The following is a 24,937-nucleotide window of genomic DNA, read 5'->3' as shown; positions in this document are numbered from 1 at the left end:
GTATGCAACGACCGTCTCGCACGCCACAGCGGTCCCCGGCGTGGCCGATGCGTTCTGGTGAGACCCCGAGCCGCTGACCCATGCGCACCGTCCTTGCGATAGCCGCGTGCCTGACCCTCTGCCTCACCGGCTGCTCATCGAGCAACTCCGCCGTGCGGCCGTACGGCGCTCAGGGCGCGCGGCTCGGCGAATCGCTGGCGCTGCTGGGCTGGAACATGTCCGTGTCGAACCTGCGCTGGGACGGCGACTACGTGCTGGTGGACGTCGACGCGAGTCCGGCCTCGGCCAAGGACCCGCACGCCAAGCCCGAGGACATCCGCTTCGGCCTGTACGGCGCGCTGGCCCATCCCATGGAGGCCGACGGGCTGGGCAGCTGCGACAACGCGAAGACCGGTGTGCGTGACATTCCCGCGCCGCTGTCGGCGCCGCGCGACCGGCTCACCGGCACGGTTTGTCTGGGGCCGCTGAAGGATCGAAGTCAGGTCCGCGGCGTCTACAGCTACTCGCCGCGCGACCGGATCCCGAACAGCTCGTCGGCCTACCCGGTCGCCTTCCCGGTCGGCCTCCTGCCGACCAACCCCAACGACAGCGGCGGCCTGGCGGTCAAGACCGCCAGCCTGACGGCGTGGCGGGCCGACGGCAAGCCGGTGACCAAGGCGCAGCTGGGTGATCCGGGGGCGTTCACCGGCAACGGCTACATGCTGCTCGGGTTGGAAGCCACCGCCCTCGCGGCCCGCTATCGCGACGAGTCCGCCAAGCGCGGCGGCCCGATGATGCTGCTGGCCTCGCCGACGCTGCCCGCCCCGGGACTCAATCCCGCCTGCGCGACGTACGGGTCGTCGGTGCTGATCCTGCCCGACGCGTCCCTGGACGCGGTGCACGTCGACGCGTCGCTGTGCACCCAGGGCGAGATCAACGACGCGCTGCTCTACGCGACGCTGGCCATCGACGGCACGCACGCCGGGGTGTGGACGCAGCGATGAGCGGACCCGGGCCCACCGAATGGTCCGCGACCCCGCCCGCCGGCGTCGGGCCGTGGTCGGGCGAACCACCCGACGATCCGCGGTATGACCCAATCCTGTTGCGCGAGGGTGACACCCGCAATGTCGTCGACGCTTACCGGTACTGGACGCGGGAAGCGATCATCGCCGACATCGACGCGCGCCGGCATCCCCTGCACGTGGCGATCGAGAACTTCGGTCACGACGCCAACATCGGTTCGGTGGTGCGCACCGCCAACGCCTTCGCCGTGCATACCGTGCACATCGTGGGGCGACGACGGTGGAATCGCCGCGGCGCCATGGTCACCGACCGCTATCAGCGGTTGTGCCACCACGACAGCACCGCCGAGTTGCTCGCCTTCGCGGGCGACGCCGGTTTGACCGTGGTCGCCGTCGACAACGTCCCGGGCGCGGCGCGGCTCGAGGAGACCGCGCTGCCCCGCGAGTGCCTGCTGGTGTTCGGTCAAGAGGGGCCCGGCATCACCGACGACACCCGAACCGGCGCGACGCTGACGGTGTCGATCGCGCAGTTCGGCTCGACGCGCAGCATCAACGCGGGCGTCGCCGCCGGGATCGCGATGCACGCCTGGGTCGAGCAGCACGCCGACCTGTCCCGCGCCTGGTGACGGCCCGGCGCGGCGCGTTGAGTGTGAACTGGCGGCTTTGAGTGAGCGCTGACGGGGGCCGAGCCCGGCGTGTCGCCGCCGCCTGTGCACACCGAAAGCCCTGCGTTCACACTCGACGCCCTGACCGCACGCTCACACGCATGGGGCAGGATCGGCAGGTATGGATCAGCTATGGGCCAACCGGGCGGCCAGCTCCGAAGCCGCTGTCACACAACGACACCTGAGGCGGCTGTGGGGACTGCCCGCGACCCAGCTGGGCGTGGTGGCCTGGCCCGCACAGCGCAAGGACCGGTTGTTCGGGACCTGGCACTACTGGTGGCAGGCGCACCTGCTGGACTGCCTCGTCGACGCCGAGGCGCGTGACCCGCAGCCGCACCGGCACGCCGAGATCAACCGGCAGGTCCGCTCGCATCGGCTACGCAACAACTTCTCGTGGATCAACAACTACTACGACGACATGGCCTGGCTGGCGCTCGCGCTCGAACGCGCCGCCCGCATCGCCGGCGTCGAGCGCCGAAAAGCCTTGCCCAAGCTCGCCAACCAATTCCTCAGGGCGTGGGCGCCCGAGGACGGCGGCGGCATCCCCTGGCGCAAGCAGGACAAGTTCTTCAACGCCCCGGCCAACGGCCCCGCGGGCATCTTCCTCGCCCGGTACTCCGATCACCTGAAACGTGCCGAGCAGATCGCGAATTGGATCGAGGCGACGCTGATCGACCCGGAGACGCACCTGGTGTTCGACGGCATCAAGGCCGGTTCGCTGGTGCGCGCGCAGTACACCTACTGCCAGGGTGTGGTGCTGGGGCTGGAGACCGAGCTGGCCGCCCGCACCGGGGCGGAGGTCCGGGCGCGGCACGCCGCCCGCGTGCATCGGCTGGTGGCGGCCGTGCACGAGCACATGGCGCCCGCGGGCGTGCTGGCCGGCGCCGGCGGCGGCGACGGCGGCCTGTTCGCCGGCGTGACCGCCCGATACCTGGCGCTGGTGGCGACCGCGCTGCCCGGGGATTCGCCGGAGGACGTGGTGGCCCGCGACACCGCCCGCCGGATCGTGCTGGCCAGCGCGAAGTCGGCGTGGGACTACCGCCAGACGGTGGACGGGCTGCCGGTGTTCGGTCCGTTCTGGGACCGCGACGCCCAGGTACCCACCGCGGGTGGCAAACAGGCGGAGTTCGTCGAGGGCGCGGTGATGGCCTCCGAGGTTGCCGAACGGGACCTGTCGGTGCAGCTGTCCGGGTGGATGCTCATGGAGGCCGCCTGTAACGTCACCGCCGAATCGTCGCACGAGGACAGGAGCGCCCTGTGAAGAAAGTCCACCCCGACGCGGAGTCGGCGCTGCACGGCCTGCTGAAGGACGGCATCACCATCGCCGCCGGCGGCTTCGGCCTGTGCGGCATTCCGGAGAAGCTGATCCGGGCCCTGGTGGACAGCGGCATCAAGGACCTCACCATCGTCGGAAACAACGCCGGCGTAGACGATTTCGGCATGGGCCTGCTACTCAAGGGCAGGCAGGTGAAGAAGGTGATCGCCTCCTACGTCGGCGAGAACAAGGAGTTCGAGCGCCAGGTGCTCGCCGGCGAGCTGGACCTCGCGCTCACGCCGCAGGGCACGTTGGCGGAGAAGCTGCGCGCCGGCGGCGCGGGGATTCCCGGGTTCTATACGCGCACGGGCTACGGCACCAATCTCGCCGAGGGCAAGGACACCCGGGTCTTCGACGGCACGGAATACGTTCTGGAGGAAGGCATCCGGGCGGACGTGGCGCTCGTCAAGGCGTGGAAGGGCGACACGGCCGGCAACCTCATCTACCGCAAGACCGCGCGCAACTTCAACCCGATGATCGCCACCTGCGCCGCGGTGACGGTGGCCGAGGTCGAGGAGCTGGTCGAGGTCGGCGAGCTCGATCCGGACCTGGTCCACACCCCCGGCATCTACGTGGACCGCATCATCGTGGGAACCGGCTACGAGAAGCGCATCGAGTTCCGCACCACGAGCGGCGGCGCCGCCCTGAAGAACGACAGCCCCATTCGCGAGCTCATGGCCCAGCGCGCCGCCCGCGAATTGCGCGACGGCTACTACGTAAACCTGGGCATCGGCATCCCGACGTTGGTGGCCAACTTCATTCCCGACAACATCAACGTCACGCTGCAGTCGGAAAACGGCCTGCTCGGCATCGGGGCCTACCCGAGTGAGGACAGCGTGGACCCCGATCTCATCAACGCCGGTAAGCAGACCATCACGAGCCTGCCCGGGTCCAGCTTCTTCAGCAGCGCCGACTCGTTTGCGATGATCCGCGGCGGCCACATCGACCTGTCCATCCTCGGCGGGCTCGAGGTGGCCGAGAACGGCGACCTGGCCAACTGGATGGTGCCGGGCAAGATGGTCAAGGGACCCGGCGGCGCAATGGATCTCGTGTCGGGCGTCAAGCGGGTGATCGTCGTCATGGATCACACCGCGAAAGACGGCAGCCCGAAAATCCTCAAGCAATGCACGCTGCCCCTGACCGGCAAGGGCGTGGTCGACATGATCATCACCAACCTGTGCGTCTTCGACGTCGAGCCGGGGCAGGGCCTGGTGCTCACCGAACTGCACCCCGGGGTGACGGTCGAGGAAGTCCGCGCCAAGACCGGCTGCGATTTCGCCGTCGCGGTCTGACCCGCGCGGGGCCGCCTACTCGGAGGCCGGTTGCCGCTCGGGTTCGGGGGCGGCCGTCTCCGTCGCACGGCGCCGGCCCCGATAGCCGCGCCAGGCCGCGATGAACGCCGGGATCATCGACACGAACAGGATCGCCAGGATGATCTTTTCCAGGTTGTGGTGCACGAACGGCACGTTGCCCAGGAAGTAGCCCGCGAGGGTCGCGCCGCCGCCCCAGGCGATGCCGCCGACGATGTCGAACCCCAAGAACAGCGGATAGCGCATGTAGGACACCCCGGCGATCACGGGGACGAACGTCCGCACGAACGGCGCGAACCGGGCCAGGATGATCGCCCAGGGCCCGTACTTCTCGAAGAACGCGTGTGACTCGGTCACGTAGTGCTTCTTGAAGAACCGGGAATCTTCTTTCTTGAACAGCGCGGGCCCGATCCGCCGCCCGATGAAATACCCGGTCTGGTCGCCCAGCACCGCGACCGTGGCGACGCAGGGCGCCAGCACCCAGATGCTGACCGGTGGATGCGGATGCGCGGCCAGCAGGCCACCGGTGAACAGCAGCGACTCGCCGGGCAACAGCGGAAACAGCAGCCCGGTCTCGATGAAGACGATGACCAGAATCCCGGGCAGCACCGCCGACCCGAAGACGCCGTCGGCGCCCAACCAGTACAACGGGTCGAGGATGGCGGGCAGGGCCGTCACGGCGGTGCTCATGATCCATCAACATACCGGCCCGGGGTGAGCCGCCCGCCGACCTGGACGATACTGAGTGGACCAGGCAGAAGGGAGTTGCCATGCCCATCGCCACGCCCGAGGTCTACGCCGAGATGCTGCGCCGCGCCAAGGAGCACTCGTACGCCTTCCCCGCGATCAACTGCACCTCATCGGAGACGGTGAACGCGACCCTCAAGGGCTTCGCCGACGCGGGCAGCGACGGAATCATCCAATTCTCCACCGGCGGTGCCGAATTCGCGTCCGGCCTGGGGGTCAAGGACATGGTTGCCGGTGCGGTGGCCCTGGCCGAGTTCACCCGGTCCATCGCGGCCAGGTACCCGATCAACGTCGCGCTCCACACCGACCATTGCCCCAAGGACAAGCTGGACACCTACGTCCGCCCGCTGCTGGCGATCTCGGCGGAGCGGGTGAGCGGAGGCGGCGAGCCGTTGTTCGGATCACACATGTGGGACGGTTCGGCGGTGCCGATCGACGAGAACCTGGCGATCGCACAGCAACTGCTCACGGAGGCGTCGGCCGCCAAGATCATCCTCGAGATCGAGATCGGCGTGGTGGGCGGGGAAGAGGACGGCGTCGCCAACGAGATCAACGACAAGCTCTACACCACGCCGGAGGACTTCGAGAAGACCATCGACGCGCTGGGCCACGGCGAGCACGGCACGTATCTGCTGGCCGCCACGTTCGGCAACGTCCACGGCGTCTACAAGCCCGGCAACGTCAAGCTGCGCCCCGACATCCTGGCCCAGGGCCAGAAGGTGGCGGCCGCCAAGCTCGGCCTGTCGGCGGACGCCAAGCCGTTCGACTTCGTCTTCCACGGCGGCTCGGGTTCGGAGAAGTCGGAGATCGAGGAGGCGCTGCGCTACGGCGTGGTCAAGATGAACGTCGACACCGACACGCAGTACGCATTCACCCGCCCGATCGCCGGCCACATGTTCAACAACTACGACGGCGTGCTCAAGGTCGACGGCGACGTCGGCGCCAAGAAGGCCTACGACCCCCGCAGCTACCTCAAGAAGGCCGAGGCGTCGATGTCCGAGCGGGTGGTGCAGGCGTGCACCGACCTGCACTGCGCCGGAAAGTCGATCACCTAACCCCGTCGAGCGTCGACTTCTGGGGCTGGAAACCGCCGCCCCATTTCGCACAACAACTCCACGTTCGGCGGGCAGGGGCGGGCTAGCCGCTGGCGGACTGGCAGATCTTCCACTGGTCGTCGCGGTACTGCAGATCCAGGCTGCGGGTGGAGCGCACCTGCGGGTCGTAGGCCATGAACGTGGTGACGTTGGCCTCGGCGTGCTGGCCGTTGACGACGACCTGGTCGATGCTGGCGATCACCGGATACTGCTTGGCCGCCGAGACGCGCCGGTACGTTTCGTCCCACGCGCGTTCGTCGTAATCCGCGTAGCCGTCGCGGGTGGTGCCGCAGGTGATGGTGCGCAGCGTGGTCAGATCGCCCCGCTGAATCGCGACGTCGAAGTTGCCGATGGTGTGCCGGACCTGGTCTTCCTGCGAAACGCCGTTGTGCTTGCCGCGGGTGAGCAACACCGTGCCCAGGATCGCGATCGCCGCCAGCGCCAGCACGATCACGACGATCGCCAGTATCCAGCCCCAGTTGAATTGCCTGGACGTGCGTAGCTTGGCGCCGAGCCGGGGTGGGATGGATTGCGGGACAGCGGCTTTGGGTGGGCCGCCGAACTGCGCGGTGCCGTCCGGTCCCGGCGCCGTGGCGAAGACCTCGGTGGCGGGTTCCGGGGTGGTGGAGATGATCGTGGTTTCTTTGGCGTCGAAGCCCGGCGCGGTGAAGCGACGTTCGCGCTGGGGTGCGTCGGGCACTTCCTGGGGACCGCTGTGCGGATCGGGTTTGTTGATCACCACGGTCTCGGTCTCGGCGTCGTTGGGGACCAGGGGCACGCTCTCGGTGGCGTCGTCGGTCTCAAAGCCGGTTTCGGTGCCGGTTTCACGGCCGGATTCGGCCCCCCACTCGTCGTTCGGTTCGCTGCGGGACTCGCGTGGGTCGAACCCGGGCCGTTTCGGCGCGCCGCCGCGGTCGGGCTCGGATGGGTTGGGCATGAGTACTACTGTCCTCCCGCTGTCGAGTGGGGTAGTTGCAGAGCTTAGCGACCGAGGCCCGGGCCCGGGGCGATGGCCGAGGTGCGTCCTGCGGGCAAAACGGGCGAGCTGCAGAATAGAGCCATGACGCCGATGAAGGATCTTCTGGGGCCCGACCCGATCCTGCTGCCCGAAGACCCCGACACCGAGGCGGAACTGCTGGCCGGTGAGAAGCCGGGCATCGTCGCCGCCGCGCATCCGACGGCCTCGGTGGCCTGGGCGGCGCTTGCCGAGCAGGCCCTGGCCGACGACCAGGCCATCACCGCGTACGCGTACGCGCGCACCGGCTATCACCGCGGCCTGGACCAGCTGCGCAGAAACGGCTGGAAGGGCTTCGGCCCCGTCCCGTATTCGCACGAGCCGAACCGCGGCTTCCTGCGATGTGTGGCCGCGCTGGCGCGCGCCGCCGACACGATCGGCGAAACCGACGAGTACGCGCGGTGCCTGGACCTGCTCGACGATTGCGACCCCGAGGCGCGCAAGGCGCTTGGGCTGTAACGCTTTAAAAGCTTTCCGAGCAATCGGTGTCGTCGGGGCAGTCGATCTGGACCGTGGCGTGCTCCAGCCCGCGGGCCGATAACACCGCCCGCGCGTCATGCAGAACCTGGGCGGGGTCCCCGGTGCTGGTCAGGTGGGCCGTGCACATGTCTTTGCCGGGCGACAGCGTCCACACGTGCAGGTCGTGCACCCCGGTCACACCGTCCACGGCGCCGAGCGCGCGGCGCAGCTCCTCGACGTCGATGTGGGTCGGCGACGATTCGGAAAGGATCCGCAGCGCGTCGCGCGCGAGCGCGATCGCCCGGGGCAGCACCCACAGCGCGACCAGCACGGCGACCACGACGTCGGCGTAGGGCCAGTGCGTCGTCACGGTGACCACGCCGGCGATCAGCACGCCCAGGCTGCCCACGGTGTCGGCGATGACCTCCATGTAGGCGCCTCTGACCGCCAGGCTCCCCGAGGAGTGGGATCGCAGCAGCAGCGCGACGGCGAAGTTGGCGGCCAGCCCGGCCAGCGCGACGACGATCATCGGCGCGCCGGGGATGGCGGGCGCCTCGCTGAGCCGCTGGACGGCCTCGTAGAGGATGAACGTCGCCACCCCGATCAGCAGCCCCGCGTTGGCGACGGCGGTGAATACCTCGGCGCGATGCCAGCCGTACGTGCGCGCCGGTGACGAGCTGCCGCGCCGGGCCAGCGTGACGGCGGCCAGCCCCATGAAGACGGCGACGACGTCGGTCAGCATGTGGCCGGCGTCGGCCAGCAGCGCGATCGAGTTGATCAGCAACGAGGTGGCCAGCTCCACGACGAAGAAGGCGGCCAGAATGGCGGCGGCCATGACCATGCGCGGGATCAGCCGAGAGTCGTCCGTCCCGGTCGGGGTGTGGTTGTGGCCGGCGCCCATGCCCCGGAATATATGCGTGACGACGCATATATGGCAAGGGTCAGAACCAGCGGCTCCAGAAGCGGGTCAGGCCGTTGCCCCAGCTCACCAACACCTCCGGCACACCGGACAGGTCGAACAACGACAACACGACCCCGAAGAACCAGTGGTTGAGCACCGGCGCCAGGAGCAGAAACAGCAGGATGACGAAGCCCCACTGCTTGGCCGGCGCCAGCGCGTGCTGTGTCTGGGGGCTCAGATGCGGTTCCAGGGCGTCGTAGCCGTCCAGCCCCGGGATGGGCAGCAGGTTCAGCACGACCGCGGTGAGCTGAAGGAAGCCCAGGAACGCCACTGCGGCCCACAGCACCACGTGCGTCGGGTCGAAGAACAACCGGGTCAGCGCCAGCAGCAGCGCCGCCAGCACGAGGTTGACCGCGGGGCCGGCCAGGCTGACCATCGTGCGACGGGCCGGCGTCATGAACCACGTCCGCACGTAGACCGCCGCCCCGGGCAGGCCGATGCCGCCCAGCGCGACGATCACCAACGGCAGCACGAGCGACAGCGCCGGATGCGTGTAGCGGCGCGGGTCCAGCGTCAGGTACCCGCGCACGGCCGCATCGTGGTCGCCGAATCGCCACGCGGTCAGCGCGTGCCCGAATTCGTGTAGGCACAGCGACACCAGCCAGCCGGCGATCACGAAGATGAACACCCCGACATAGGCCAGCGGCCGCGCGGTGTACCCGGCCTGCCAGGCCAGCGCGCCGCCGACCGCCGTCAACCCGAGCAGCGCCAAAAAGATCGGGCTGGGCCGTACCGATTCGCGTTGCGGGGCGGGGAAGCTCACCCGACGAAACTATCGGACCAGCAGCCAGCCCTCGATGTTGCGGTAGAACGCCGAGCGGCGGCCGGGGCGGGGCGCGGGGACCCCGTCGCGCGCCACGACGACGCCCGTGCTGCCGAGTTGGGCCGCGCGGCCGGTGACCCACCGGCGCCAGCCGCCCTTGAGCGTGGCCCGCAGGCCGGGCATGGCGAGCGTCGGCTCGACGTACACGGCGGCGGCGTCGCCGTCGAACAACGTGGTGTCGTCGACGACCGCCTCGCCGTGGATGACCGGCTCACCATCCGGCGGCAGCCAGGCCGCGCGCCCGACGATCACCGAGCCGGTCTCGTCGCGGATCAGGGTCACCCGCTGCGCGGAACCGCGGACGGCCCGGCGCGCCGCCCGACGCCCGGTGGGCAGGCGATAGATCCGCGTGGCCCGGGTGCGCCGGCGCGCCACGTAGGCCACCTCGACGTCGAGCCGCTCCGCGCGCAGCAGCCGGGTCAGCACGGCGGCCAGGTCGGCATCGGCGCCCACCACGATCAGCCGCCGGGAGGCGCCTATCGCGGCGTCGATATCGGGCTCGCCGGCGACCCGGTGGACGCGCACGCTCCGCAACGGGCCGTGGGTTCGGCCTTGGGCGAACAGCAGAACCGTGGCGGCCCGATCGTCTTGCGTCACAAGCTATCCAATCAAGATCGCCCAATCTTTTTGACTTCCAACGGCTCTGGTCCGATCAATGGGCCATAACGACACAGTCACAACATGGTGTCGGACTGCGAAAGTTGTTGCCGCGCCGCCAGGAAACAACCGGATACTTTACTCCTGCCAAACAGCCGTTGTTGCGCGGAATCCCGCCAACGAGTGGTTGAGAGAACGGAGAACGACCATTCGCCGACTCACCGCCATCTTCTCAGCCTCGCGCCCCGCGCCGTTCGCGTGTGGCGCCGGCCCTACCCGCCTCCGTTGCTGACGACGTACCTCTGCCGCGTTGGCGCCGTGCTGCTTTCGGCCATCCTGCTGTGCCTCGGATCGGCGAGGGCCTCGGCCGACGAATCGATCGTGATCGACTTGGTGCGCCACGGGCAGTCGGTGGCCAACGCGGAGAAACTGATCGACACGGCGGTGCCCGGGGCTTCGCTCACCGCGCTCGGCCAACAACAGGCGCAAAACGTCGCCAACGTGCTTGTGACGAAGGGCCCGGTGGCCGCGATCTTCGCGTCGCAGTTGGTCAGGACGCAGCAGACCGCGGCGCCCTTGGCCGCCGCGTTGGGAACCAACGTGCAGGTGCTGCCCGGGCTCAATGAGATCGACGCCGGCGTTTTCAACGGCATGCCGCAGATCAGCCTCGCCGGGCTGGCATACCTGCTGGCCCCCGTCGCGTGGCTGCTCGGGCTGCGCATCGTCCCGATGCTGGCTCCCGGCTCCGCCGACCCGAACGGGTACGAGTTCCACAAGCGTTTCAACGGCGCGCTGCAAACGGTCTACGGCAACGCCGCGACCAACGTCGGCCGCTTCAACGACATGCTCGGAACGATGTACGACAGCGCGCTGGCCAACCCGGTCCGCGCGTCCGACGGCAGGATCAGAGAGGTCGCGTTCTCCAGCGAATTCGACATCGGTATCGGGACGATGACGAGCGTCAGAAACCCCGAACAGTTGCTCCTGCTTTTCGACCCGCTGCCCAACACCGGCATCGTCGAGATCCAGGGCAATCCCCACGATGGCTGGACGCTGGTCAGCTGGAACGGCAAACCGGCGTGGTCCGGTTGGGCGGCCAAACGGCCCAACCGCGACACGAACGGCCTCTGCCTGATGCTGGACGCGCCGACCCGCAACGGCGTGTGCGCGGCGAAGCCGGCGTCGACGGCAAGCCCCTGACCACCGCACACCGGCGCGTCGCGCGACACGAGCCGGGATCAACGGGCCTTGCGGCAAGGCCGTCGTTACCCGACGTTTAGGATCGCCACGTGAGCGCGGCAAGCAAAGACGCGTGGAGCAACGCGCACGGTCCCGACGCGGCTAACCGAGGCGCCGTCCCCCGACGGCACTACCAGCCCGCCGGCGATGCCGAAAACCGTTGCAGCGGTGCAAGATCTGGCGTCTTGCCAGCAGAACCACAGTAAGCAGGCGGGAGCAAACTCATGCCGGCAATCGTCCTCATCGGCGCCCAGTGGGGTGACGAGGGCAAAGGTAAGGCCACCGACCTGCTCGGCGGGCGGGTTCAGTGGGTGGTGCGCTACCAGGGGGGCAACAACGCCGGGCACACCGTCGTCCTGCCGAGCGGGGAGAACTTCGCCCTGCACCTGATCCCGTCGGGGGTGCTCACGCCCGGCGTCACCAACGTCATCGGCAACGGCGTGGTGATCGACCCCGCGGTGCTGCTCGACGAGCTCAAAGGCCTCGAAGACCGCGGTGTCGACACCTCCAGGCTGCTGATCTCTGCCGACGCGCACCTGCTGTTGCCCTACCACGTGGCCATCGACAAGGTCACCGAGCGCTACATGGGCAACAAGAAGATCGGCACCACCGGCCGCGGCATCGGGCCCTGCTACCAGGACAAGATCGCCCGGATCGGAATCCGCGTCGCCGACGTGCTCGACCGGGAGGTGTTGACGCACAAGGTCGAGGCCGCGCTGGAACTGAAGAACCAGATCTTGGTCAAGATCTACAACCGCAAGGCGCTCGACCCGCACCAGGTGGTCGAGGCCCTGCTGGAGCAGGCGCAGGGTTTCGCCCACCGCATCGCCGATACCCGGCTGCTGCTCAACACCGCGCTGGAGTCCGGCGAAACCGTGTTGCTGGAGGGCTCGCAAGGCACCCTGCTCGACGTCGACCACGGCACGTATCCCTATGTGACGTCGTCGAATCCGACGGCGGGCGGGGCGGCGGTCGGTTCGGGGATCGGGCCCACCCGGATCACCACGGTGCTGGGAATCCTCAAGGCCTACACGACCCGCGTGGGCTCCGGCCCATTCCCCACCGAGCTGTTCGACGAGAACGGCGAATACCTGTCCAAGACCGGGGGCGAATTCGGCGTCACCACCGGCCGGCGCCGGCGATGCGGCTGGTTCGACGCCGTCATCGCCCGCTACGCCACCCGGGTCAACGGCATCACCGACTACTTTTTGACCAAGCTCGACGTGCTGTCCAGCCTCGAGACCGTTCCGGTGTGTGTCGGCTACCGGATCGACGGGGCCCGCATTCACGAGATGCCGATGACCCAAAGCGATCTCGGCCGCGCGGAGCCGATCTACGAGGAGCTGCCCGGCTGGTGGGAGGACATCTCGCACGCCCGGGAGTTCGACGACCTGCCGGCCAAGGCGCGCGACTACGTGCTTCGCCTCGAAGAGCTTGCGGGAGCTCATGTTTCGTGCATCGGGGTGGGCCCCGGCCGCGAACAGACGATTGTGCGCCGCGACGTCCTGGCGGCCCGCCCGTGACGGATGCGGAAGCCAACCCGATTGACCTCGATCCCGAATACGAACACCACGGCGGCTTCCCGGAGTACGGCCCGGCCAGCCCCGGCCCCGGCTTCGCCCGGTTCGTCGCCTCGATGCGCCGGCTGCAGGACCTCGCCGTGTCGGCCGACCCGGGTGACGATGTCTGGGATGACGCCGCGGATCGAGTCGCGGCGCTGACCGAGCTGCTGGGGCCGTTTGAGGCCGAGGTCGAGGGCCAGGCGCCCGCGGGCCGCACCCCCGACCTGCCCGGCATGGGCAGCCTGCTGCTGCCGCCGTGGGTCCTGACGCGGTACGACCCCGAGGGTGTCGAAATGACCGGTCACTTCAGCCGGTTCCACGTCGGCGGCAACCACGCGGTGCACGGCGGGGTGCTGCCGCTGCTGTTCGACCACATGTTCGGCATGATCTCCCATGCCGCCAACCGGCCCATCAGCCGCACGGCGTTCCTGCACGTCGACTACCGCAAGGTCACCCCGATCGACGTCCCGTTGCTGGTGCGTGGCCGGGTCACCGGCACCGAGGGCCGCAAGGCGTTCGTCTCCGCCGAATTGGTCGACGGCGACCAGACCGTGTTGGCCGAGGGCAACGGTCTGATGGTGCGGCTGCTTCCCGGCCAGCCCTGAATCAGCCCTAGTCAAGCGCGAGCACGGCCTCGCACCCTTCGCCCCGACCTATCCTTGAGCCGTGACTGACGGCGAGACGGACGGACGAGACGACGAAACGACGGCGCTCGTCGTGCCCCCGCAAGCCCCCGCCGACGCACGCCCGACGGTGCTGCTGCTGGGATCGGACGAGATCAGCCGGGAGCTGGCGATCGCCCTGGGACGCCTCGGGGCCCGCGTGATCGCCGCCGACCGGCACCCCCACGCCCCCGCGCACGGGGTCGCCGACCAGGCGCTGGTGTTCGACATGTCCGACGCCGACGAGCTGGCGCAGACGATCGGGCGGCTGCACCCCGACCTCGTCGTCACCACCACCGACGCGGTCGCCACCAGGGCCCTCGACGGGCTCGACGGCAACCGCAGCCGGCTGGTGCCCAGCGCCCGCGCCGTGCGGCTCACCGCCGACCGCGAAGGGCTGCGCCGGCTGGCCGCCGACGAGCTGGGGCTGCCCACCGCGCCGTTCTGGTTCGTCGGGTCGCTGGCCGAACTCGAGGCGGTCGGCGCGCACGCGGGGTATCCGTTGCTGGTCAAGCCGGCGGCCGGGCCGACCGGGCAGCGACAGTCGGTGGCGGCACGTCGCGAGGACATCGCTCCCGCCTGGCATCGCGCGGTGGGCGACCAGCCCGCCGCCCGGGTGCTGGCCGAAACCGTGGTCGAGGTCGAGTTCTACGTGACCCTCCTGGCGGTGCGCAGCGAAGGCCCGTCGGGGCCGGCGATCGAATTCTGCTCACCCATCGGGCATCGCGGATCCGCCGGACAGGTCCTGGAATCCTGGCAGCCCCAGAAGATGAGCGCGGCCGCGACGGACGCCGCGAGGTCGATCGCCGCGCGGATCGTCAAGGCGCTGGGCGGGCGCGGCGTGTTCGGGGTCGAATTGATGGTCAACGGCGACGAGGTGTACTTCGCCGACGTCACGTCGCACCCGGCCGACAGCGCCTGGGTGACCCTGCGCAGCCAGCGCCTTTCGGCGTTCGAGCTGCAGGCCCGCACCATCCTGGGACTGCCGGTGGACACCATGATGGTGTCGCCGGCCGCCGCCCGCGTCGCGGCCCCGGCCGATTCCCGTGACCCCGCCGCGTTGGTCGGCGCGCTGAGCGTGCCGGAGAGCGACCTGCGCGTCTCCGGGCGCGGGTTCCGGGCCTTGGCGACGGCGCCGGAGGTGACGGCCGCACGCGAGCGCGCCGGTCAGGCCGCGGAAAGGCTGGCCGCCCCGGGCTCAGGCGGCTGAGCCCCGAGATGCGCGCGGCGGCGGTCTCGATACGATCGCAGGTCAGGTATCGCCGCGGGCAGGGGGCAATCTCGCCGGGGTGGCTGACGATGCGTACGAAGGACGAGGGAATACGAGCATGAGCACAGAGCGCGGACACTCCTACGCGGGCGACATCTCGCCGCTGGAGGCATGGAAACTGCTCAGCGACAATCCGGACGCCGTGCTGGTCGACGTGCGCACCGACGCCGAATGGCGATTCGTCGGGGTGCCCGATCTGTCCAGCCTCGGCCGCGAGGTGCTGTTCCTCGAATGGAATTCGTCCGACGGCAGGCCCAACGCGAATTTCGCCGACCAGCTGCGCGAGCAGGTGCTCGCCGCCGCCGACGCGGACCGCCCGGTGCTGTTCCTGTGCCGCTCGGGAAACCGATCCATCGGCGCCGCCGAGGTGGCGACCGAGCTGGGCATCACCCCGGCCTACAACATCCTGGACGGCTTCGAAGGCCAGCTCGACGCCAACGGACACCGCGGCGAGTCGGGGTGGCGGGCGATCGGATTGCCTTGGAAGCAAGGTTGATCCAGGCATGACGCCCGCCGACCACGGCTCGGTCCGCACACCCACACCGCTGCCCGAAGACGTCAGCCAGGCGACCATCGGCGTACGTGGTGGGCTGCTGCGTTCGGGGTTCGACGAGACCGCCGAGGCGCTGTACCTGACGTCGGGCTACGTCTACGAGTCCGCGGCGGTCGCCGAGCAGTCGTTCACCGGTGAGGTCGACCGCTTCGTCTACTCGCGGTACGGCAACCCGACCGTGACGATGTTCGAGGAGCGGCTGCGCCTGCTCGAGGGGGCACCGGCGGCGTTCGCCACCGCCAGCGGCATGGCGGCGGTGTTCACGTCGCTGGGGGCGCTGCTGGGCGCGGGGGACCGGTTGGTCGCGTCGCGCAGCCTGTTCGGGTCGTGTTTCGTGGTGTGCAACGAGATCCTGCCGCGCTGGGGTGTCGAAACCGTCTTCGTCGACGGCGACGACCTGGCCCAGTGGGAGCAGGCGTTGTCGGTACCCACCACGGCGGTGTTCTTCGAGACACCGTCGAATCCGATGCAGTCGCTGGTGGACATCGCCGCGGTGACCGAGCTCGCCCACGCCGCGGGCGCAAAGGTGGTGTTGGACAACGTTTTCGCCACACCGCTGCTGCAGCAGGGCGTCCCGCTCGGTGTCGACGTGGTGGTGTACTCGGGCACCAAGCACATCGACGGCCAGGGCCGGGTGCTGGGCGGGGCCATCCTCGGCGACAAGGAGTACATCGACGGCCCGGTGCAGAAACTGATGCGGCACACCGGCCCGGCGATGAGCGCGTTCAACGCCTGGGTGTTGCTGAAAGGCCTTGAGACGATGGCTATCCGGGTCGAGCACAGCAATTCCTCGGCGTACCGGATCGCCGAATTCCTCGAGACCCATCCGGCGGTGAGTTGGGTCCGTTACCCCTATCTGTCCTCACACCCGCAATACGACCTGGCCAAGCGCCAGATGTCGGGCGGCGGGACGGTGATCACCTTCGCGCTCGACTGCCCGGAAAGTGCGGCCAAACGGCGGGCCTTCGAGGTGCTGGACAAGTTGACGCTGATCGACATCTCCAACAATCTCGGCGACGCCAAATCCCTTGTCACACACCCCGCGACCACCACTCACCGCGCGATGGGCCCGGAGGGCCGCGCGGCGATCGGGCTCGGTGACGGCGTGGTGCGCATCTCCGTCGGGCTGGAAGGCACCGAGGACCTGATCGCCGACATCGATCGGGCCTTGAGCTAACCGGCCGCCTTCTGCTCGGCCGTCTCGGCGCGTTCGGCCGCCGCGAGCGTTCCTTCCGCGGCCTGCTGCTCCACCCAGTTCACCAGCGGGCGGGCGTAGATCATCTGGCTGGTGATGGCCATCTGGCCGCGGGTGCGGCCCAGGAACGAGATCCCCCAGGCGAACATGGCGGCGAGTCGGTTCCGGTGGCCGATGAGGTAGTACAGGTGCAGCACCAGCCAGGCCAGCCAGGCGAAGAATCCGGCAAATTCGACCTTGCCGACCTGCGCGACCGCGCTGTAGCGGGAGATGAGCGCCATGCTGCCCTTGTTCACGTACCGGAACGGCGTGCGCTCGGCCGGATTGTCGTCGCCCTTGACCGCGTGCTTGATGACGGTGGCGGCGTACTTCGCTCCCTGGATCGCGCCCTGCGCCATCCCGGGGACGCCGGGCACCGACATCAGGTCACCGACGACGAACACGTACGGGTGGCCCTTGACGGTGAGGTCGGGCTCGACGATCACCCTTCCGGCGCGGTCGGTTTCGGTTCCGTCGGACTGTTCGGCGAGCATCGCGCCCAGCGAGCTGGCCTGCACGCCGGCCGCCCACACCTTGCACGCGCACTCGATGCGGCGCTCGCCGCCGTCCTTCTCCTTGACCGTGATGCCCATGTAGTCGACCGCGGTCACCATCGCGTTGAGCTGGACCTCGACATCCATCTTCTCCAGCCGCCGTTGCGCCTTGAGGCCCAGCTTGGTACCCATCGGCGGCAACACCGCGGGCGCCGCGTCGAGCAGGATGACGCGGCATTCGCTGGGGGTGATCGTCCGGAACGCGCCGGCCAGGGTCCGCTCGGCCAGCTGAACGATCTCGCCCGCCAGCTCGACACCGGTGGGCCCGGCCCCGACCACCACGAAGGTCAGCCGGCGTTGGCGTTCGGCCGGGTCGATGGCGACCTCGGCGGCCTCGAATGCGCCGAGAATGCGGCCGCGCAGTTCCAGGGCGTCGTCGATGCTCTTCATCCCGGGCGCGAACGCGGCGTACTCGTCGTGGCCGAAGTAGGACTGCTGTGCGCCGGCGGCCACGATCAGGCTGTCGTAGGGCGTCACCGTCTCCATGCCCATCAGGTGGGATGTGACCGTCTTGGCGGTGAGGTCGATGGCCGAGACTTCCCCCCACAGCACCCGGACGTTTTTCTGGCGGCGCAGGATCAGCCTGGTGGTCGGCGCGATGTCGCCCTCGGACAGGATGCCCGTGGCCACCTGGTACAGCAGCGGCTGGAAGAGGTGCGTGGTCGTTTTCGAGATCACGGTGACCTCGACTTCACTTCCCCTGGGGGCGCGTTTGAGCGCCTTGGCCGCCGTCAGTCCGCCGAAACCGCTTCCGATGATGACCACACGATGGCGCGACATGCCTCCACCGTACGACGCCGCGCCCAGGAAAGGCGAGGCCGATCTGCAGACCGATGCGCAACGCATCAGGGCCACCAGGGCAGCAGAAGGAGCGGAGGAGTCGAAAACGCCTGTGACCAAGTCAGTCTCAGCGCCGTACGCTCCGCGAAGCCCGAAAGGGCGTGTGTGGTAAAGGATCCCGGCCGGGGCCGCGGCGCGCATCAGGGCATGCTGCGGCCCCGGCCGATCACCGTGCGCTCCTCGCTACGCGAGGCGTGATGTGAGTGGAGGGCCCCGAATTGAGCTCGGGGCCCGTTCGGTCTGCCGCTATCCGGTGCAGGTCAAACCGGGTCCACAATCGATAACGATCGGAACCGTGCACGCCGAGGTCATTGGCGCTGCGAAAGCCAGCACCACGGCGACGACGATTTTGCTAGTACGACGTGACATGAGAAACCCCTACGTCTGGGAGACGACATTCTGAGGCCCGATGTCCGCGAGCTTACGGCGTCAATCGCTCGCAGATAAGCGATTTCGCGAATATTTCCGACCAATTCGTCAAACGGATGACCGATGAACCCCGCTGTGATGCGACCGCTTGGCCGAGAACAAAATTCAGCAAAATCCGGTGGCCCGGTGAATGGGAATTATCCTGCGCGGGGCCCATGTCGCGGCTATATTGGATCGCTATTTACCCGCCGCTCGCCGACGCGGCTGCGCAAATTGGATATGAATTCAAATACGTCCCGAGCTCGCGCCGCCCGACGCGCGGCGAAACCATCGGGATGGCAATTTGTTTCAGCGACGGGTAAGAGGGCATCGCGGCCGTTAGAACGGCCACCCGCTGGCGTCGCTCTTGTACTTGGCGTTGAGGTCGCTGCAGAAGTCGGCGGCGGTGCCGGCGAGCAGGATGTAATAGGTCTCGCCGCGGCGGCTCTCGTAGGACGTCGGCGTGGTCCAGCCGTTGTTGCACATGGCCGTTTCGCCGCCGGCCGCTGTCCGTCGCCAGTTGGTCTTCACGCAGCCGACCAGGGTGTCGAGGCTCGGCGTCGCGCTCTTGGCCGCGACCAGCATCGCTCCTCCCCACTGCCCGTCGTTGCGTCGGTAGGCGCGCGCCCCGAACCCCGCCCCCGATCCGGAATTGTCGGTCTGGCATGCCAACGCCCGGCGCAGCAGCGAGAAGGGCGCCGCGAGTCGCTGGTTGGCGGCGCCCGCGGCGGACGTGATGAACTGCGCCGCGTCCGAGCCGTCGACCTCCTGCACGACGTTAGGATTGCCAAAGCTAAAGAGCTGCTGCGCGATTCCCTGCGCCGCGGCGGAGCCCCCGCCGATGATCGGCCCACTGCCGCTGGACGTCATCGGGGGCAGCCCCGCGGCCGGGTCGGCGCCCGCCGCCGGCAGACCGGCAACGGCCCCCAGGGCCAACAGCGCGACCATGCCGCGGACTCGGCGTGCGGTGATCCCCATGCCCCTCATTTCAGCACGTGCGCGTAGTCGGCGCGGCGGTCGTCGGCGATCAATCCGCCCAGCACGTGGCGGATCTGCAACGCGATGTATTCGTCGACGGTGTAGATCGGCCCGAAGTGCCAATGCTTCAGCGCCCAGCCGTGCGCGAGCAGCATGATGTCGAACACGGTGAGGTCGACATCGACCCCGCGGAAGACGCCCTCGGCGATGCCGGCCTCGATCACCGCGCGCAGCGGTGCGGCCGTGGCGATTTCGAGGTCCTTGATCTGGGTGCGCCCGGGCGCTCCGAGGGTTCGGCTCTCCCGGTAGGTCAGCACCACGCCGTCGAGGTTCTCGTCGACGATCTGGATGTAGCGGCGGATCCCCGCGGTCAACTGGTCCACGACGTCATCGCCGGCGGCGTCGATGACCGGCGAAAGCTGATCGCGGAACACGTCGAGGATGCGCACGATCGTGGCGAGCAGCAGGTCCTCCTTGCCGCCGAAGTACTTGTAGAGCAGGCCGACGCTGACCTCGGCCTCGGCGGCCAGATCCTGCATGGACATCTGGTGAAACCCGGTCCTGCCCATGACCTTGACCGCGGCATCGAGCACCTGGCGGCGCCGCGAGCTGACGCGGGCGGCGCGCACCGCCTCCTCGGCGGGAAGGGCGCTGTAGTCGGCGATGTCGGTGGCCATCGGCTGCCCCTAGAGGCCCAGGTCCTTGGCGATGATCGTCTTCATGATCTCGTTGGTGCCGCCGTAGATGGTTTGGATGCGGGCGTCGACGAACGCGCGCGCCACGCTGTATTCGCGCATGTAGCCGTACCCCCCGTGCAGCTGCAGGCAGCGGTCGGCGGTGCGCACCTGGAGGTCGGTCGTCCACCATTTCAGCCGGGCGGCGCGGGCCGCCGTCAGCTCACCCTCGAGGTGCTGGGCAAGGCAGTCGTCGAGATACGTTCGGGCGATGTCGATTTCGGTTGCCAGCTCGGCGAGCACGAATTGGCTGTGCTGGAAGCTCGCGATCGGTGATCCGAAGGCCTTGCGGTCACGGACGTAGTCGAGGGTTCCGGCCAGGATCGCTTCCGCGGCGGCCACCGCCCCCACGCCGAGCGCGAGCCGCTCCTGGGGCAGGTTCTTCATCAACTGATAGAAGCCGCGGCCCTCTGATTCGAGCAGGTTTTCTTTCGGCACCCGCATATCGGTGAAGGTGAGCTCGCTGGTGTCCTGGGCGTGCAGGCCGATCTTCTCCAGGTTGCGGCCGCGGGAGAAGCCCGGGGTGTCGGCGTCGACCACCAGAAGTGACAGTCCCTGATGGCGATCCGGCGAGGTGCGCGCGGCGATGACGAACAGGTCCCCGACCTGACCGTTGGAGATGAACGTCTTGGCGCCGTTGACGACGTAGTCGTCGCCGTCTCGCACCGCGGTCGTGCGGATCCCGGCCAGGTCGCTGCCGGTTCCGGGCTCGGTCATCCCGATGCCGAGCACCGTCTCGCCGGTGACCACCCCGGGCAGCCAGCGCTGTTGCTGCTCGGGGGTCGTCAAATCGGTGAGATAGGGCAGCACCACGTCGTTTTGCAGCGTGAAGGCGATGGCCTCGGCGGCCGCCCCGGCGCGCTGCAACTCGTCGATCACGATCGCGTTGTAGCGGAAGTCGTCCACGCCGGGGCCGCCGAGATGCTCGGGCACCGAAAAGCCCAGCAGCCCAAGCTTGCCCGCCTCGGTGAACAGCGAGCGGTCCCACTGGCCGTCGCGTTCCCAGCTCTCGTGGTTGGGCGCGACCGCCTGCTGCACGAAATCGCGTACCAGTTCCCGGAACTGGTGATGCTCGTGCGTGTAGGTCAGGCGGCTCATCAGCGGAAGGCGTCGCTGCCGGTGAACGCCTGGCCGAGGACGAGCTGGTGCATCTCCGGTGTGCCCTCATAGGTCAGCACCGATTCCAGGTTGACCATGTGCCGGATCACGGGGTATTCCAGCGATATCCCGTTGCCGCCCAGGATCGTTCGGGCGGTCCGGCAGATCTCGATCGCCTCCCGGGTGTTGTTGAGCTTGCCGAAGCTGACCTGTTCGGGACGCAGGCCCACGCTGTCCTTGAGGCGGCCGAGGTGCAGCGACAGCAGTTGGCCCTTGTGCAGCTCGACGGCCATATCGACGAGTTTCGCCTGGGTCAACTGGAATCCGGCGATCGGGCGGCCGAACTGGGTGCGCTGCGTGGCGTAGTCGAGGGCGGCCTGCCAGGCCGAGCGCGCCGCCCCCATGGAGCCCCAGATGATTCCGTAGCGGGCCTCGGACAGACACGACAGTGGCCCGCGCAGCCCCTTGGCCTCGGGCAGCATCGCCTCGGCGGGCAACCGCACGTCGTCGAGCACCAGCTCGCTGGTGATCGAGGCCCGCAGCGACAGCTTGTGGTGAATGGTGTTGGCGGTGAAGCCCGCGGTGCGGGTGGGCACGATGAATCCGCGTATGCCGTCGTCGGTGTTGGCCCACACGACCGCGACGTCGGCGACCGAGCCGTTGGTGATCCACAGCTTGCGACCGTTGAGCACCCAATCCGAACCATCCCGTCGCGCACGGGTTTTCATCGCGGCGGGGTCGGATCCGACGTCGGGCTCGGTCAGCCCGAAGCAGCCGAGCAGCTCGCCGGTGGCCATGCCCGGCAGCCATTCCTGCTTCTGCTCCTCGGACCCGAAATTCCAGATCGCGAACATCGCCAGCGACCCCTGCACCGAGACCATCGACCGAAGGCCGGAGTCGGCGGCCTCGAGCTCCACGCAGGCCAGCCCGTAATGCACGGCGGAGGCCCCACCGCAGCCGTACCCGTGCAGGTGCATGCCCAGCAGGCCCAGCTGACCGAACCCCTTGGCGAGTTCGCGGACGGGCAGGTCGCCGATCTCGAACCACTCCGCGACGTGGGGCAGGACGTGCTCGGCGCAGAAGTCCCGGACGGTGTCGCGCACTGCGCGCTCGTCGTCGGACAGGGAGGCGTCCAGGCCCAGGGGGTCGTAGCGGTCGAAGGCGGGTGGCGTCTTGGTGCTCATAGACGTCAGCCTGCCACTAGCCGGCCATCGTCAAACCGCCGCTGACGCTGATCACCTGTCCGGTGATGAACGACGCCGCGTCCGACGCGAAGAACAGCACCGGCGCGGCGACCTCGTCGGGCCGGGCCAGCCGCCGAAACGGGATCGCCTTGACCAGCGCCTCCTTCAGTTTCTCGGGCTGCGCGTGAAACAGCGGCGTGTCGGTCGGTCCCGGGCACACGCAGTTGACCGTGATCTGGTGACGCGCCATCTCGCGGGCCAGCGACTTGGTCAGCGCGATCACCCCGCCCTTGGCGCCGGCGTAGATGCTCTCGCCCGCGCTGCCCACTCGGCCGGCGTCGCTGGCCAGGTTGACCACGCGCCCGCCGCCGTGCGTCTCGATCATCCCCGGCAGGAACGCCGAGCACACATGCACGGGTCCGAGGTAGTTGATCGCGACCACCTTCTGCGCGAATTCCGCTGTGGCGTTGAGGAATTGGTCGGTGCGGTCCCATCCGGCGGCGTTGACGACGACGTTGGGCACGCCGAGGTCGGCGTGGATGCGATCGCGCAGCGCGTTGACTTGCGCCGGGTCGGCCACGTCCACCGGCAGCGCGGTGATCTTCTCGGGGTGTTCGTCGGCGGTGGCCGAGGCCGCCGCCTGGTCGAGGTCGGCGGCGACGACGCGGTCGCCCCGGGCGGCGAGACCCAGCGCGATCGCCCTGCCGATGCCGGAGCCGGCGCCGGTCACCACCGCGAGGCCTGGTGAATGAGTATTCATTGCTGACGAATCTAGGTTCACCGCGGCCGTCGGGTCAAGGATCTTCGGCCCTGCCCGGTAGTCTCGCTGCATGCTTAGGCTCCGATGGCTGGGCTGGCTCGCCGTCGACGTCGTCGGCGTGCTGGTGTTCTGCGCCCTGGGGCGCCGCAGCCACGACGAAGGGCTCAACGTCACCGGCGTCGCCGCGACGGCGTGGCCGTTTCTCACCGGCACCGCCATCGGGTGGCTGGCCGCGCGCGGCTGGCGGCGGCCCACCGCCGTGGCGCCGACCGGGGTCGTGGTCTGGTTGTCGACCGTGGTCGTCGGCATGGTGCTGCGCAAGGCGACGTCTGCGGGCGTGGCCGCCAGTTTCGTCGTGGTGGCGACGACGGTCACCGCGCTGTTGTTGCTGGGCTGGCGAGTGGCCGTCGGGCTGACCCTGCGGCGCCGCTCCGACGTCTGAGCGCGCGATGGCACCGACGGCCGACGTGGAGGTGACCGCGACGTTCGGCGCCGCCGCGCGGGCCGTGGCCACCGACAAGGGCCTGCTGAATGATCCGTTCGCCGAGCCGTTGCTGTGCGCCGTCGGGATCGAGTACCTCACCCGGGCGGTCAAGGACCACACCTTCGCGGCCGACGACGGCGACGACCCGGCGATGACGGCGCTGATGGATGCGCTGGCGGCGCACACCCGTTTCGTGGACGAATTCCTTGCCGACGCGGGCAGGGCGGGCATCCGCCAGGTGGTGATCCTGGCGTCGGGACTGGACACCCGGCCCTATCGGCTGTGGTGGCCCCGGGGGACGACGGTCTACGAGATCGATCGGCCGCAGGTGCTCGACTTCAAGTCCGACGTGCTGCGCGGGCTGGACGCCACCCTGGCCACCAACCGGTGCGCGGTCGGCATCGACCTGCGCCACGATTGGCCGGCGGCCTTGCGGCGGGTGGGTTTTGACGCCGCCCAGCCCACGGTGTGGGTCGCCGAGCAGTTGCTCGTCGGGTACCTGCCACCCCACGAGCAGAGCCGGTTGCTGCACGGGGTCACCGCGGCGAGCGCCCCGGGCAGCCGGTTGGCCGCCGATCACATGCCCACCTGGAATCCGTTGCAGCTGGGGGCCGAGCGCGCCTTCGTGGACGGCTGGCGGCGGCGCGGCCTCGACGTCGACCTGGCCAGCCTGACTTATCCGGGCGAATACCACTATGTCCCTGAGTATCTGGCGACCCACGGCTGGGAGACACGCGGGCGCGACATCGCCGACTTGCTGCGCACCATGGGGCTGGGCAGGCGGCGGCGTACCGGGCGCGGCGACGCGGAGTTCATCCCGGAATACGTCACCGCGACACGCGTTTGAGCTTTCGATGATGCCGGAATCCATTGCCCCAGACGGCCGGCTGCGATTCGTCTCGGCCACCCACGATGATCCGCTGGCCCAACCGCTGCTGGCCGAGTTGGCCGTCGAGTACGCGGAGCGCTACGGCGGCACCCCGAGCACGCATCTGTCCTGGCTGCCCGTGCCCGAGGCCGAGCTGGCGCCACCGGACGGCGGGTTGCTGATCGGGGTCCTGCGCGGCGTGCCCGTGACCGGCGGCGCGTTTCGCCGCTACGACGCCCACACCGCCGAACTCAAGCGGATCTGGACCGACGCCGCCCACCGGCGCCGCGGCTATGCGCGCGCGTTGCTCGCCGCGCTGGAGGCCGAGACGCTGGCCCGCGGGTACCGGCGGCTCTACTTGATCACCGGCAACCGGCAGCCCGAGGCCGAGGCGCTCTACGACGCGACGGGCTATACCCGGGTGGCCCCCGACCCGCTGCCGTCCTGGGGGCCGTTCATCCCGATCGCCTTCGAGAAGTGGCTGACGTGACCACCCCGTCGCCGACGCTCAGACCGGAGCTA

At 69.0% G+C, this 24,937-nt stretch carries 26 protein-coding genes; 15 read left to right on the top strand and 11 right to left on the bottom strand.

Features of this window, described 5'->3' with window-relative positions:
- Positions 1-80: 80 nt before the first annotated feature.
- The 4 genes from JF781_RS17150 (at position 81) to JF781_RS28550 (ending at position 4,273) form a co-directional block, all read left to right on the top strand.
- Entirely contained in the window at positions 81-983 is a 903-nt protein-coding gene (locus JF781_RS17150) for a hypothetical protein (RefSeq protein ID WP_225328264.1), read from the top strand.
- Positions 980-1,627, top strand: coding sequence for an RNA methyltransferase (locus JF781_RS17145; RefSeq protein WP_225328263.1), 648 nt, complete (start codon positions 980-982; stop codon positions 1,625-1,627). The genes JF781_RS17150 and JF781_RS17145 overlap by 4 nt, the downstream gene beginning before the upstream one ends.
- A 160-nt stretch (positions 1,628-1,787) precedes the next feature.
- The gene (locus tag JF781_RS17140) at positions 1,788-2,927 is read left to right on the top strand and encodes a glycoside hydrolase family 76 protein (protein WP_225328262.1); all 1,140 of its coding nucleotides are present in this window, start codon (positions 1,788-1,790) and stop codon (positions 2,925-2,927) included.
- Positions 2,924-4,273, top strand: a complete 1,350-nt coding sequence (locus JF781_RS28550) for a 3-oxoacid CoA-transferase (RefSeq protein WP_308011554.1) — start codon at positions 2,924-2,926, stop codon at positions 4,271-4,273. The genes JF781_RS17140 and JF781_RS28550 overlap by 4 nt, the downstream gene beginning before the upstream one ends.
- Before the next feature lie 15 nt (positions 4,274-4,288).
- Here JF781_RS28550 and JF781_RS17125 read toward each other — a convergent pair whose 3' ends face one another.
- On the bottom strand, positions 4,289-4,981 hold the full coding sequence (locus JF781_RS17125; protein ID WP_225328261.1) for a DedA family protein: 693 nt from the start codon (positions 4,979-4,981) through the stop codon (positions 4,289-4,291).
- Between the two features lie 80 nt (positions 4,982-5,061).
- Here JF781_RS17125 and fbaA point away from each other — a divergent pair, with 80 nt between their 5' ends.
- The gene (fbaA, locus tag JF781_RS17120; RefSeq protein ID WP_225328260.1) at positions 5,062-6,093 is read left to right on the top strand and encodes a class II fructose-bisphosphate aldolase; all 1,032 of its coding nucleotides are present in this window, start codon (positions 5,062-5,064) and stop codon (positions 6,091-6,093) included.
- An 82-nt stretch (positions 6,094-6,175) separates the two neighbouring features.
- On the opposite strand, the gene JF781_RS17115 is transcribed toward fbaA, so the two are convergent.
- Positions 6,176-7,069, bottom strand: coding sequence for a hypothetical protein (locus JF781_RS17115; protein WP_225328259.1), 894 nt, complete (start codon positions 7,067-7,069; stop codon positions 6,176-6,178).
- A gap of 123 nt (positions 7,070-7,192) precedes the next feature.
- Between JF781_RS17115 and JF781_RS17110 the strand changes: the two genes are divergently transcribed.
- Positions 7,193-7,606, top strand: coding sequence for a DUF3151 domain-containing protein (locus tag JF781_RS17110; protein WP_225328258.1), 414 nt, complete (start codon positions 7,193-7,195; stop codon positions 7,604-7,606).
- A 4-nt stretch (positions 7,607-7,610) separates the two neighbouring features.
- On the opposite strand, the gene JF781_RS17105 is transcribed toward JF781_RS17110, so the two are convergent.
- From JF781_RS17105 to JF781_RS17095, 3 genes are read right to left on the bottom strand one after another with little or no spacing between them, the layout of a single operon-like run.
- Positions 7,611-8,507: a cation diffusion facilitator family transporter gene (locus JF781_RS17105; protein ID WP_225328257.1), complete on the bottom strand. Its 897-nt coding sequence runs from the start codon at positions 8,505-8,507 to the stop codon at positions 7,611-7,613.
- Between the two features lie 40 nt (positions 8,508-8,547).
- A complete protein-coding gene (locus JF781_RS17100; protein WP_225328256.1) occupies positions 8,548-9,330 on the bottom strand; it encodes a site-2 protease family protein in 783 nt (260 codons plus the stop codon).
- A 9-nt stretch (positions 9,331-9,339) separates the two neighbouring features.
- Positions 9,340-9,987: a peptidase M50 gene (locus JF781_RS17095; protein WP_374109712.1), complete on the bottom strand. Its 648-nt coding sequence runs from the start codon at positions 9,985-9,987 to the stop codon at positions 9,340-9,342.
- A gap of 285 nt (positions 9,988-10,272) precedes the next feature.
- Here JF781_RS17095 and JF781_RS17090 point away from each other — a divergent pair, with 285 nt between their 5' ends.
- The 6 genes from JF781_RS17090 to JF781_RS17065 all read left to right on the top strand — a co-directional run bounded on the left by JF781_RS17090 (position 10,273) and on the right by JF781_RS17065 (position 16,450).
- Entirely contained in the window at positions 10,273-11,187 is a 915-nt protein-coding gene (locus tag JF781_RS17090; protein WP_225328255.1) for a histidine phosphatase family protein, read from the top strand.
- A gap of 263 nt (positions 11,188-11,450) precedes the next feature.
- Complete coding sequence (locus JF781_RS17085) at positions 11,451-12,749, top strand: adenylosuccinate synthase (RefSeq protein ID WP_225328254.1); 1,299 nt, start codon at positions 11,451-11,453, stop codon at positions 12,747-12,749.
- Complete coding sequence (locus tag JF781_RS17080) at positions 12,746-13,393, top strand: PaaI family thioesterase (RefSeq protein ID WP_225328253.1); 648 nt, start codon at positions 12,746-12,748, stop codon at positions 13,391-13,393. Before JF781_RS17085 ends, JF781_RS17080 begins: the two co-directional genes overlap by 4 nt.
- Positions 13,394-13,454: 61 nt before the next feature.
- A complete protein-coding gene (gene purT, locus JF781_RS17075; RefSeq protein WP_225328252.1) occupies positions 13,455-14,660 on the top strand; it encodes a formate-dependent phosphoribosylglycinamide formyltransferase in 1,206 nt (401 codons plus the stop codon).
- A gap of 118 nt (positions 14,661-14,778) precedes the next feature.
- Positions 14,779-15,216, top strand: coding sequence for a rhodanese-like domain-containing protein (locus JF781_RS17070; RefSeq protein ID WP_225328251.1), 438 nt, complete (start codon positions 14,779-14,781; stop codon positions 15,214-15,216).
- Positions 15,217-15,223: 7 nt separating this feature from the next.
- On the top strand, positions 15,224-16,450 hold the full coding sequence (locus JF781_RS17065; protein WP_225328250.1) for an O-succinylhomoserine sulfhydrylase: 1,227 nt from the start codon (positions 15,224-15,226) through the stop codon (positions 16,448-16,450).
- Here the strand turns inward: JF781_RS17065 and JF781_RS17060 are convergent.
- From JF781_RS17060 to JF781_RS17035, 6 genes are all read right to left on the bottom strand, one after another.
- Complete coding sequence (locus JF781_RS17060; RefSeq protein WP_225328249.1) at positions 16,447-17,841, bottom strand: NAD(P)/FAD-dependent oxidoreductase; 1,395 nt, start codon at positions 17,839-17,841, stop codon at positions 16,447-16,449. The two genes, JF781_RS17065 and JF781_RS17060, sit on opposite strands and share 4 nt — an antisense overlap.
- A gap of 807 nt (positions 17,842-18,648) precedes the next feature.
- Positions 18,649-19,287, bottom strand: a complete 639-nt coding sequence (locus tag JF781_RS17055; RefSeq protein WP_225328248.1) for a hypothetical protein — start codon at positions 19,285-19,287, stop codon at positions 18,649-18,651.
- 5 nt (positions 19,288-19,292) lie between these two features.
- Entirely contained in the window at positions 19,293-19,964 is a 672-nt protein-coding gene (locus tag JF781_RS17050; protein ID WP_225328247.1) for a TetR/AcrR family transcriptional regulator, read from the bottom strand.
- Positions 19,965-19,973: 9 nt separating this feature from the next.
- Complete coding sequence (locus tag JF781_RS17045) at positions 19,974-21,119, bottom strand: acyl-CoA dehydrogenase family protein (protein ID WP_225328246.1); 1,146 nt, start codon at positions 21,117-21,119, stop codon at positions 19,974-19,976.
- Entirely contained in the window at positions 21,119-22,303 is a 1,185-nt protein-coding gene (locus JF781_RS17040) for an acyl-CoA dehydrogenase (RefSeq protein ID WP_225328245.1), read from the bottom strand. The genes JF781_RS17045 and JF781_RS17040 overlap by 1 nt, the downstream gene beginning before the upstream one ends.
- Before the next feature lie 16 nt (positions 22,304-22,319).
- Positions 22,320-23,063, bottom strand: a complete 744-nt coding sequence (locus tag JF781_RS17035; protein WP_225328244.1) for an SDR family NAD(P)-dependent oxidoreductase — start codon at positions 23,061-23,063, stop codon at positions 22,320-22,322.
- A gap of 70 nt (positions 23,064-23,133) precedes the next feature.
- On the opposite strand from JF781_RS17035, the gene JF781_RS17030 reads away from it, so the two are divergent.
- The 3 genes from JF781_RS17030 to JF781_RS17020 are packed head-to-tail and all read left to right on the top strand — an operon-like array spanning position 23,134 to position 24,905.
- On the top strand, positions 23,134-23,505 hold the full coding sequence (locus JF781_RS17030; protein ID WP_225328243.1) for a DUF3054 domain-containing protein: 372 nt from the start codon (positions 23,134-23,136) through the stop codon (positions 23,503-23,505).
- 7 nt (positions 23,506-23,512) lie between these two features.
- Positions 23,513-24,394 carry an SAM-dependent methyltransferase gene (locus JF781_RS17025; RefSeq protein ID WP_225328242.1) on the top strand — a complete coding sequence of 294 codons (882 nt, stop codon included), beginning with the start codon at positions 23,513-23,515 and terminating at the stop codon, positions 24,392-24,394.
- A gap of 7 nt (positions 24,395-24,401) precedes the next feature.
- On the top strand, positions 24,402-24,905 hold the full coding sequence (locus JF781_RS17020; protein ID WP_225328241.1) for a GNAT family N-acetyltransferase: 504 nt from the start codon (positions 24,402-24,404) through the stop codon (positions 24,903-24,905).
- Positions 24,906-24,937 lie beyond the last annotated feature (32 nt).

The sequence above is a fragment of the Mycobacterium sp. WUMAC-067 genome, from assembly GCF_020217485.1.
Lineage (GTDB): Bacteria > Actinomycetota > Actinomycetes > Mycobacteriales > Mycobacteriaceae > Mycobacterium.
Note: the sequence above shows the minus strand (reverse complement) of the source record. Positions and strands in the feature narration are given on the sequence as shown.

Excerpts from the sequence above, each read along its gene's own strand:
- JF781_RS17150 (WP_225328264.1), top strand. The coding sequence starts at position 81 with ATGCGCACCGTCCTTGCGATAGCCGCGTGCCTGACCCTCTGCCTCACC.
- JF781_RS17145 (WP_225328263.1), top strand. The coding sequence starts at position 980 with ATGAGCGGACCCGGGCCCACCGAATGGTCCGCGACCCCGCCCGCCGGC.
- JF781_RS17140 (WP_225328262.1), top strand. The coding sequence starts at position 1,788 with ATGGATCAGCTATGGGCCAACCGGGCGGCCAGCTCCGAAGCCGCTGTC.
- JF781_RS17125 (WP_225328261.1), bottom strand. The coding sequence starts at position 4,981 with ATGAGCACCGCCGTGACGGCCCTGCCCGCCATCCTCGACCCGTTGTAC.
- fbaA (WP_225328260.1), top strand. The coding sequence starts at position 5,062 with ATGCCCATCGCCACGCCCGAGGTCTACGCCGAGATGCTGCGCCGCGCC.
- JF781_RS17115 (WP_225328259.1), bottom strand. The coding sequence starts at position 7,069 with ATGCCCAACCCATCCGAGCCCGACCGCGGCGGCGCGCCGAAACGGCCC.
- JF781_RS17110 (WP_225328258.1), top strand. The coding sequence starts at position 7,193 with ATGACGCCGATGAAGGATCTTCTGGGGCCCGACCCGATCCTGCTGCCC.
- JF781_RS17105 (WP_225328257.1), bottom strand. The coding sequence starts at position 8,507 with ATGGGCGCCGGCCACAACCACACCCCGACCGGGACGGACGACTCTCGG.
- JF781_RS17085 (WP_225328254.1), top strand. The coding sequence starts at position 11,451 with ATGCCGGCAATCGTCCTCATCGGCGCCCAGTGGGGTGACGAGGGCAAA.
- JF781_RS17070 (WP_225328251.1), top strand. The coding sequence starts at position 14,779 with ATGAGCACAGAGCGCGGACACTCCTACGCGGGCGACATCTCGCCGCTG.
- JF781_RS17065 (WP_225328250.1), top strand. The coding sequence starts at position 15,224 with ATGACGCCCGCCGACCACGGCTCGGTCCGCACACCCACACCGCTGCCC.
- JF781_RS17060 (WP_225328249.1), bottom strand. The coding sequence starts at position 17,841 with ATGTCGCGCCATCGTGTGGTCATCATCGGAAGCGGTTTCGGCGGACTG.
- JF781_RS17055 (WP_225328248.1), bottom strand. The coding sequence starts at position 19,287 with ATGGGGATCACCGCACGCCGAGTCCGCGGCATGGTCGCGCTGTTGGCC.
- JF781_RS17050 (WP_225328247.1), bottom strand. The coding sequence starts at position 19,964 with ATGGCCACCGACATCGCCGACTACAGCGCCCTTCCCGCCGAGGAGGCG.
- JF781_RS17045 (WP_225328246.1), bottom strand. The coding sequence starts at position 21,119 with ATGAGCCGCCTGACCTACACGCACGAGCATCACCAGTTCCGGGAACTG.
- JF781_RS17040 (WP_225328245.1), bottom strand. The coding sequence starts at position 22,303 with ATGAGCACCAAGACGCCACCCGCCTTCGACCGCTACGACCCCCTGGGC.
- JF781_RS17035 (WP_225328244.1), bottom strand. The coding sequence starts at position 23,063 with ATGAATACTCATTCACCAGGCCTCGCGGTGGTGACCGGCGCCGGCTCC.
- JF781_RS17030 (WP_225328243.1), top strand. The coding sequence starts at position 23,134 with ATGCTTAGGCTCCGATGGCTGGGCTGGCTCGCCGTCGACGTCGTCGGC.
- JF781_RS17025 (WP_225328242.1), top strand. The coding sequence starts at position 23,513 with ATGGCACCGACGGCCGACGTGGAGGTGACCGCGACGTTCGGCGCCGCC.
- JF781_RS17020 (WP_225328241.1), top strand. The coding sequence starts at position 24,402 with ATGATGCCGGAATCCATTGCCCCAGACGGCCGGCTGCGATTCGTCTCG.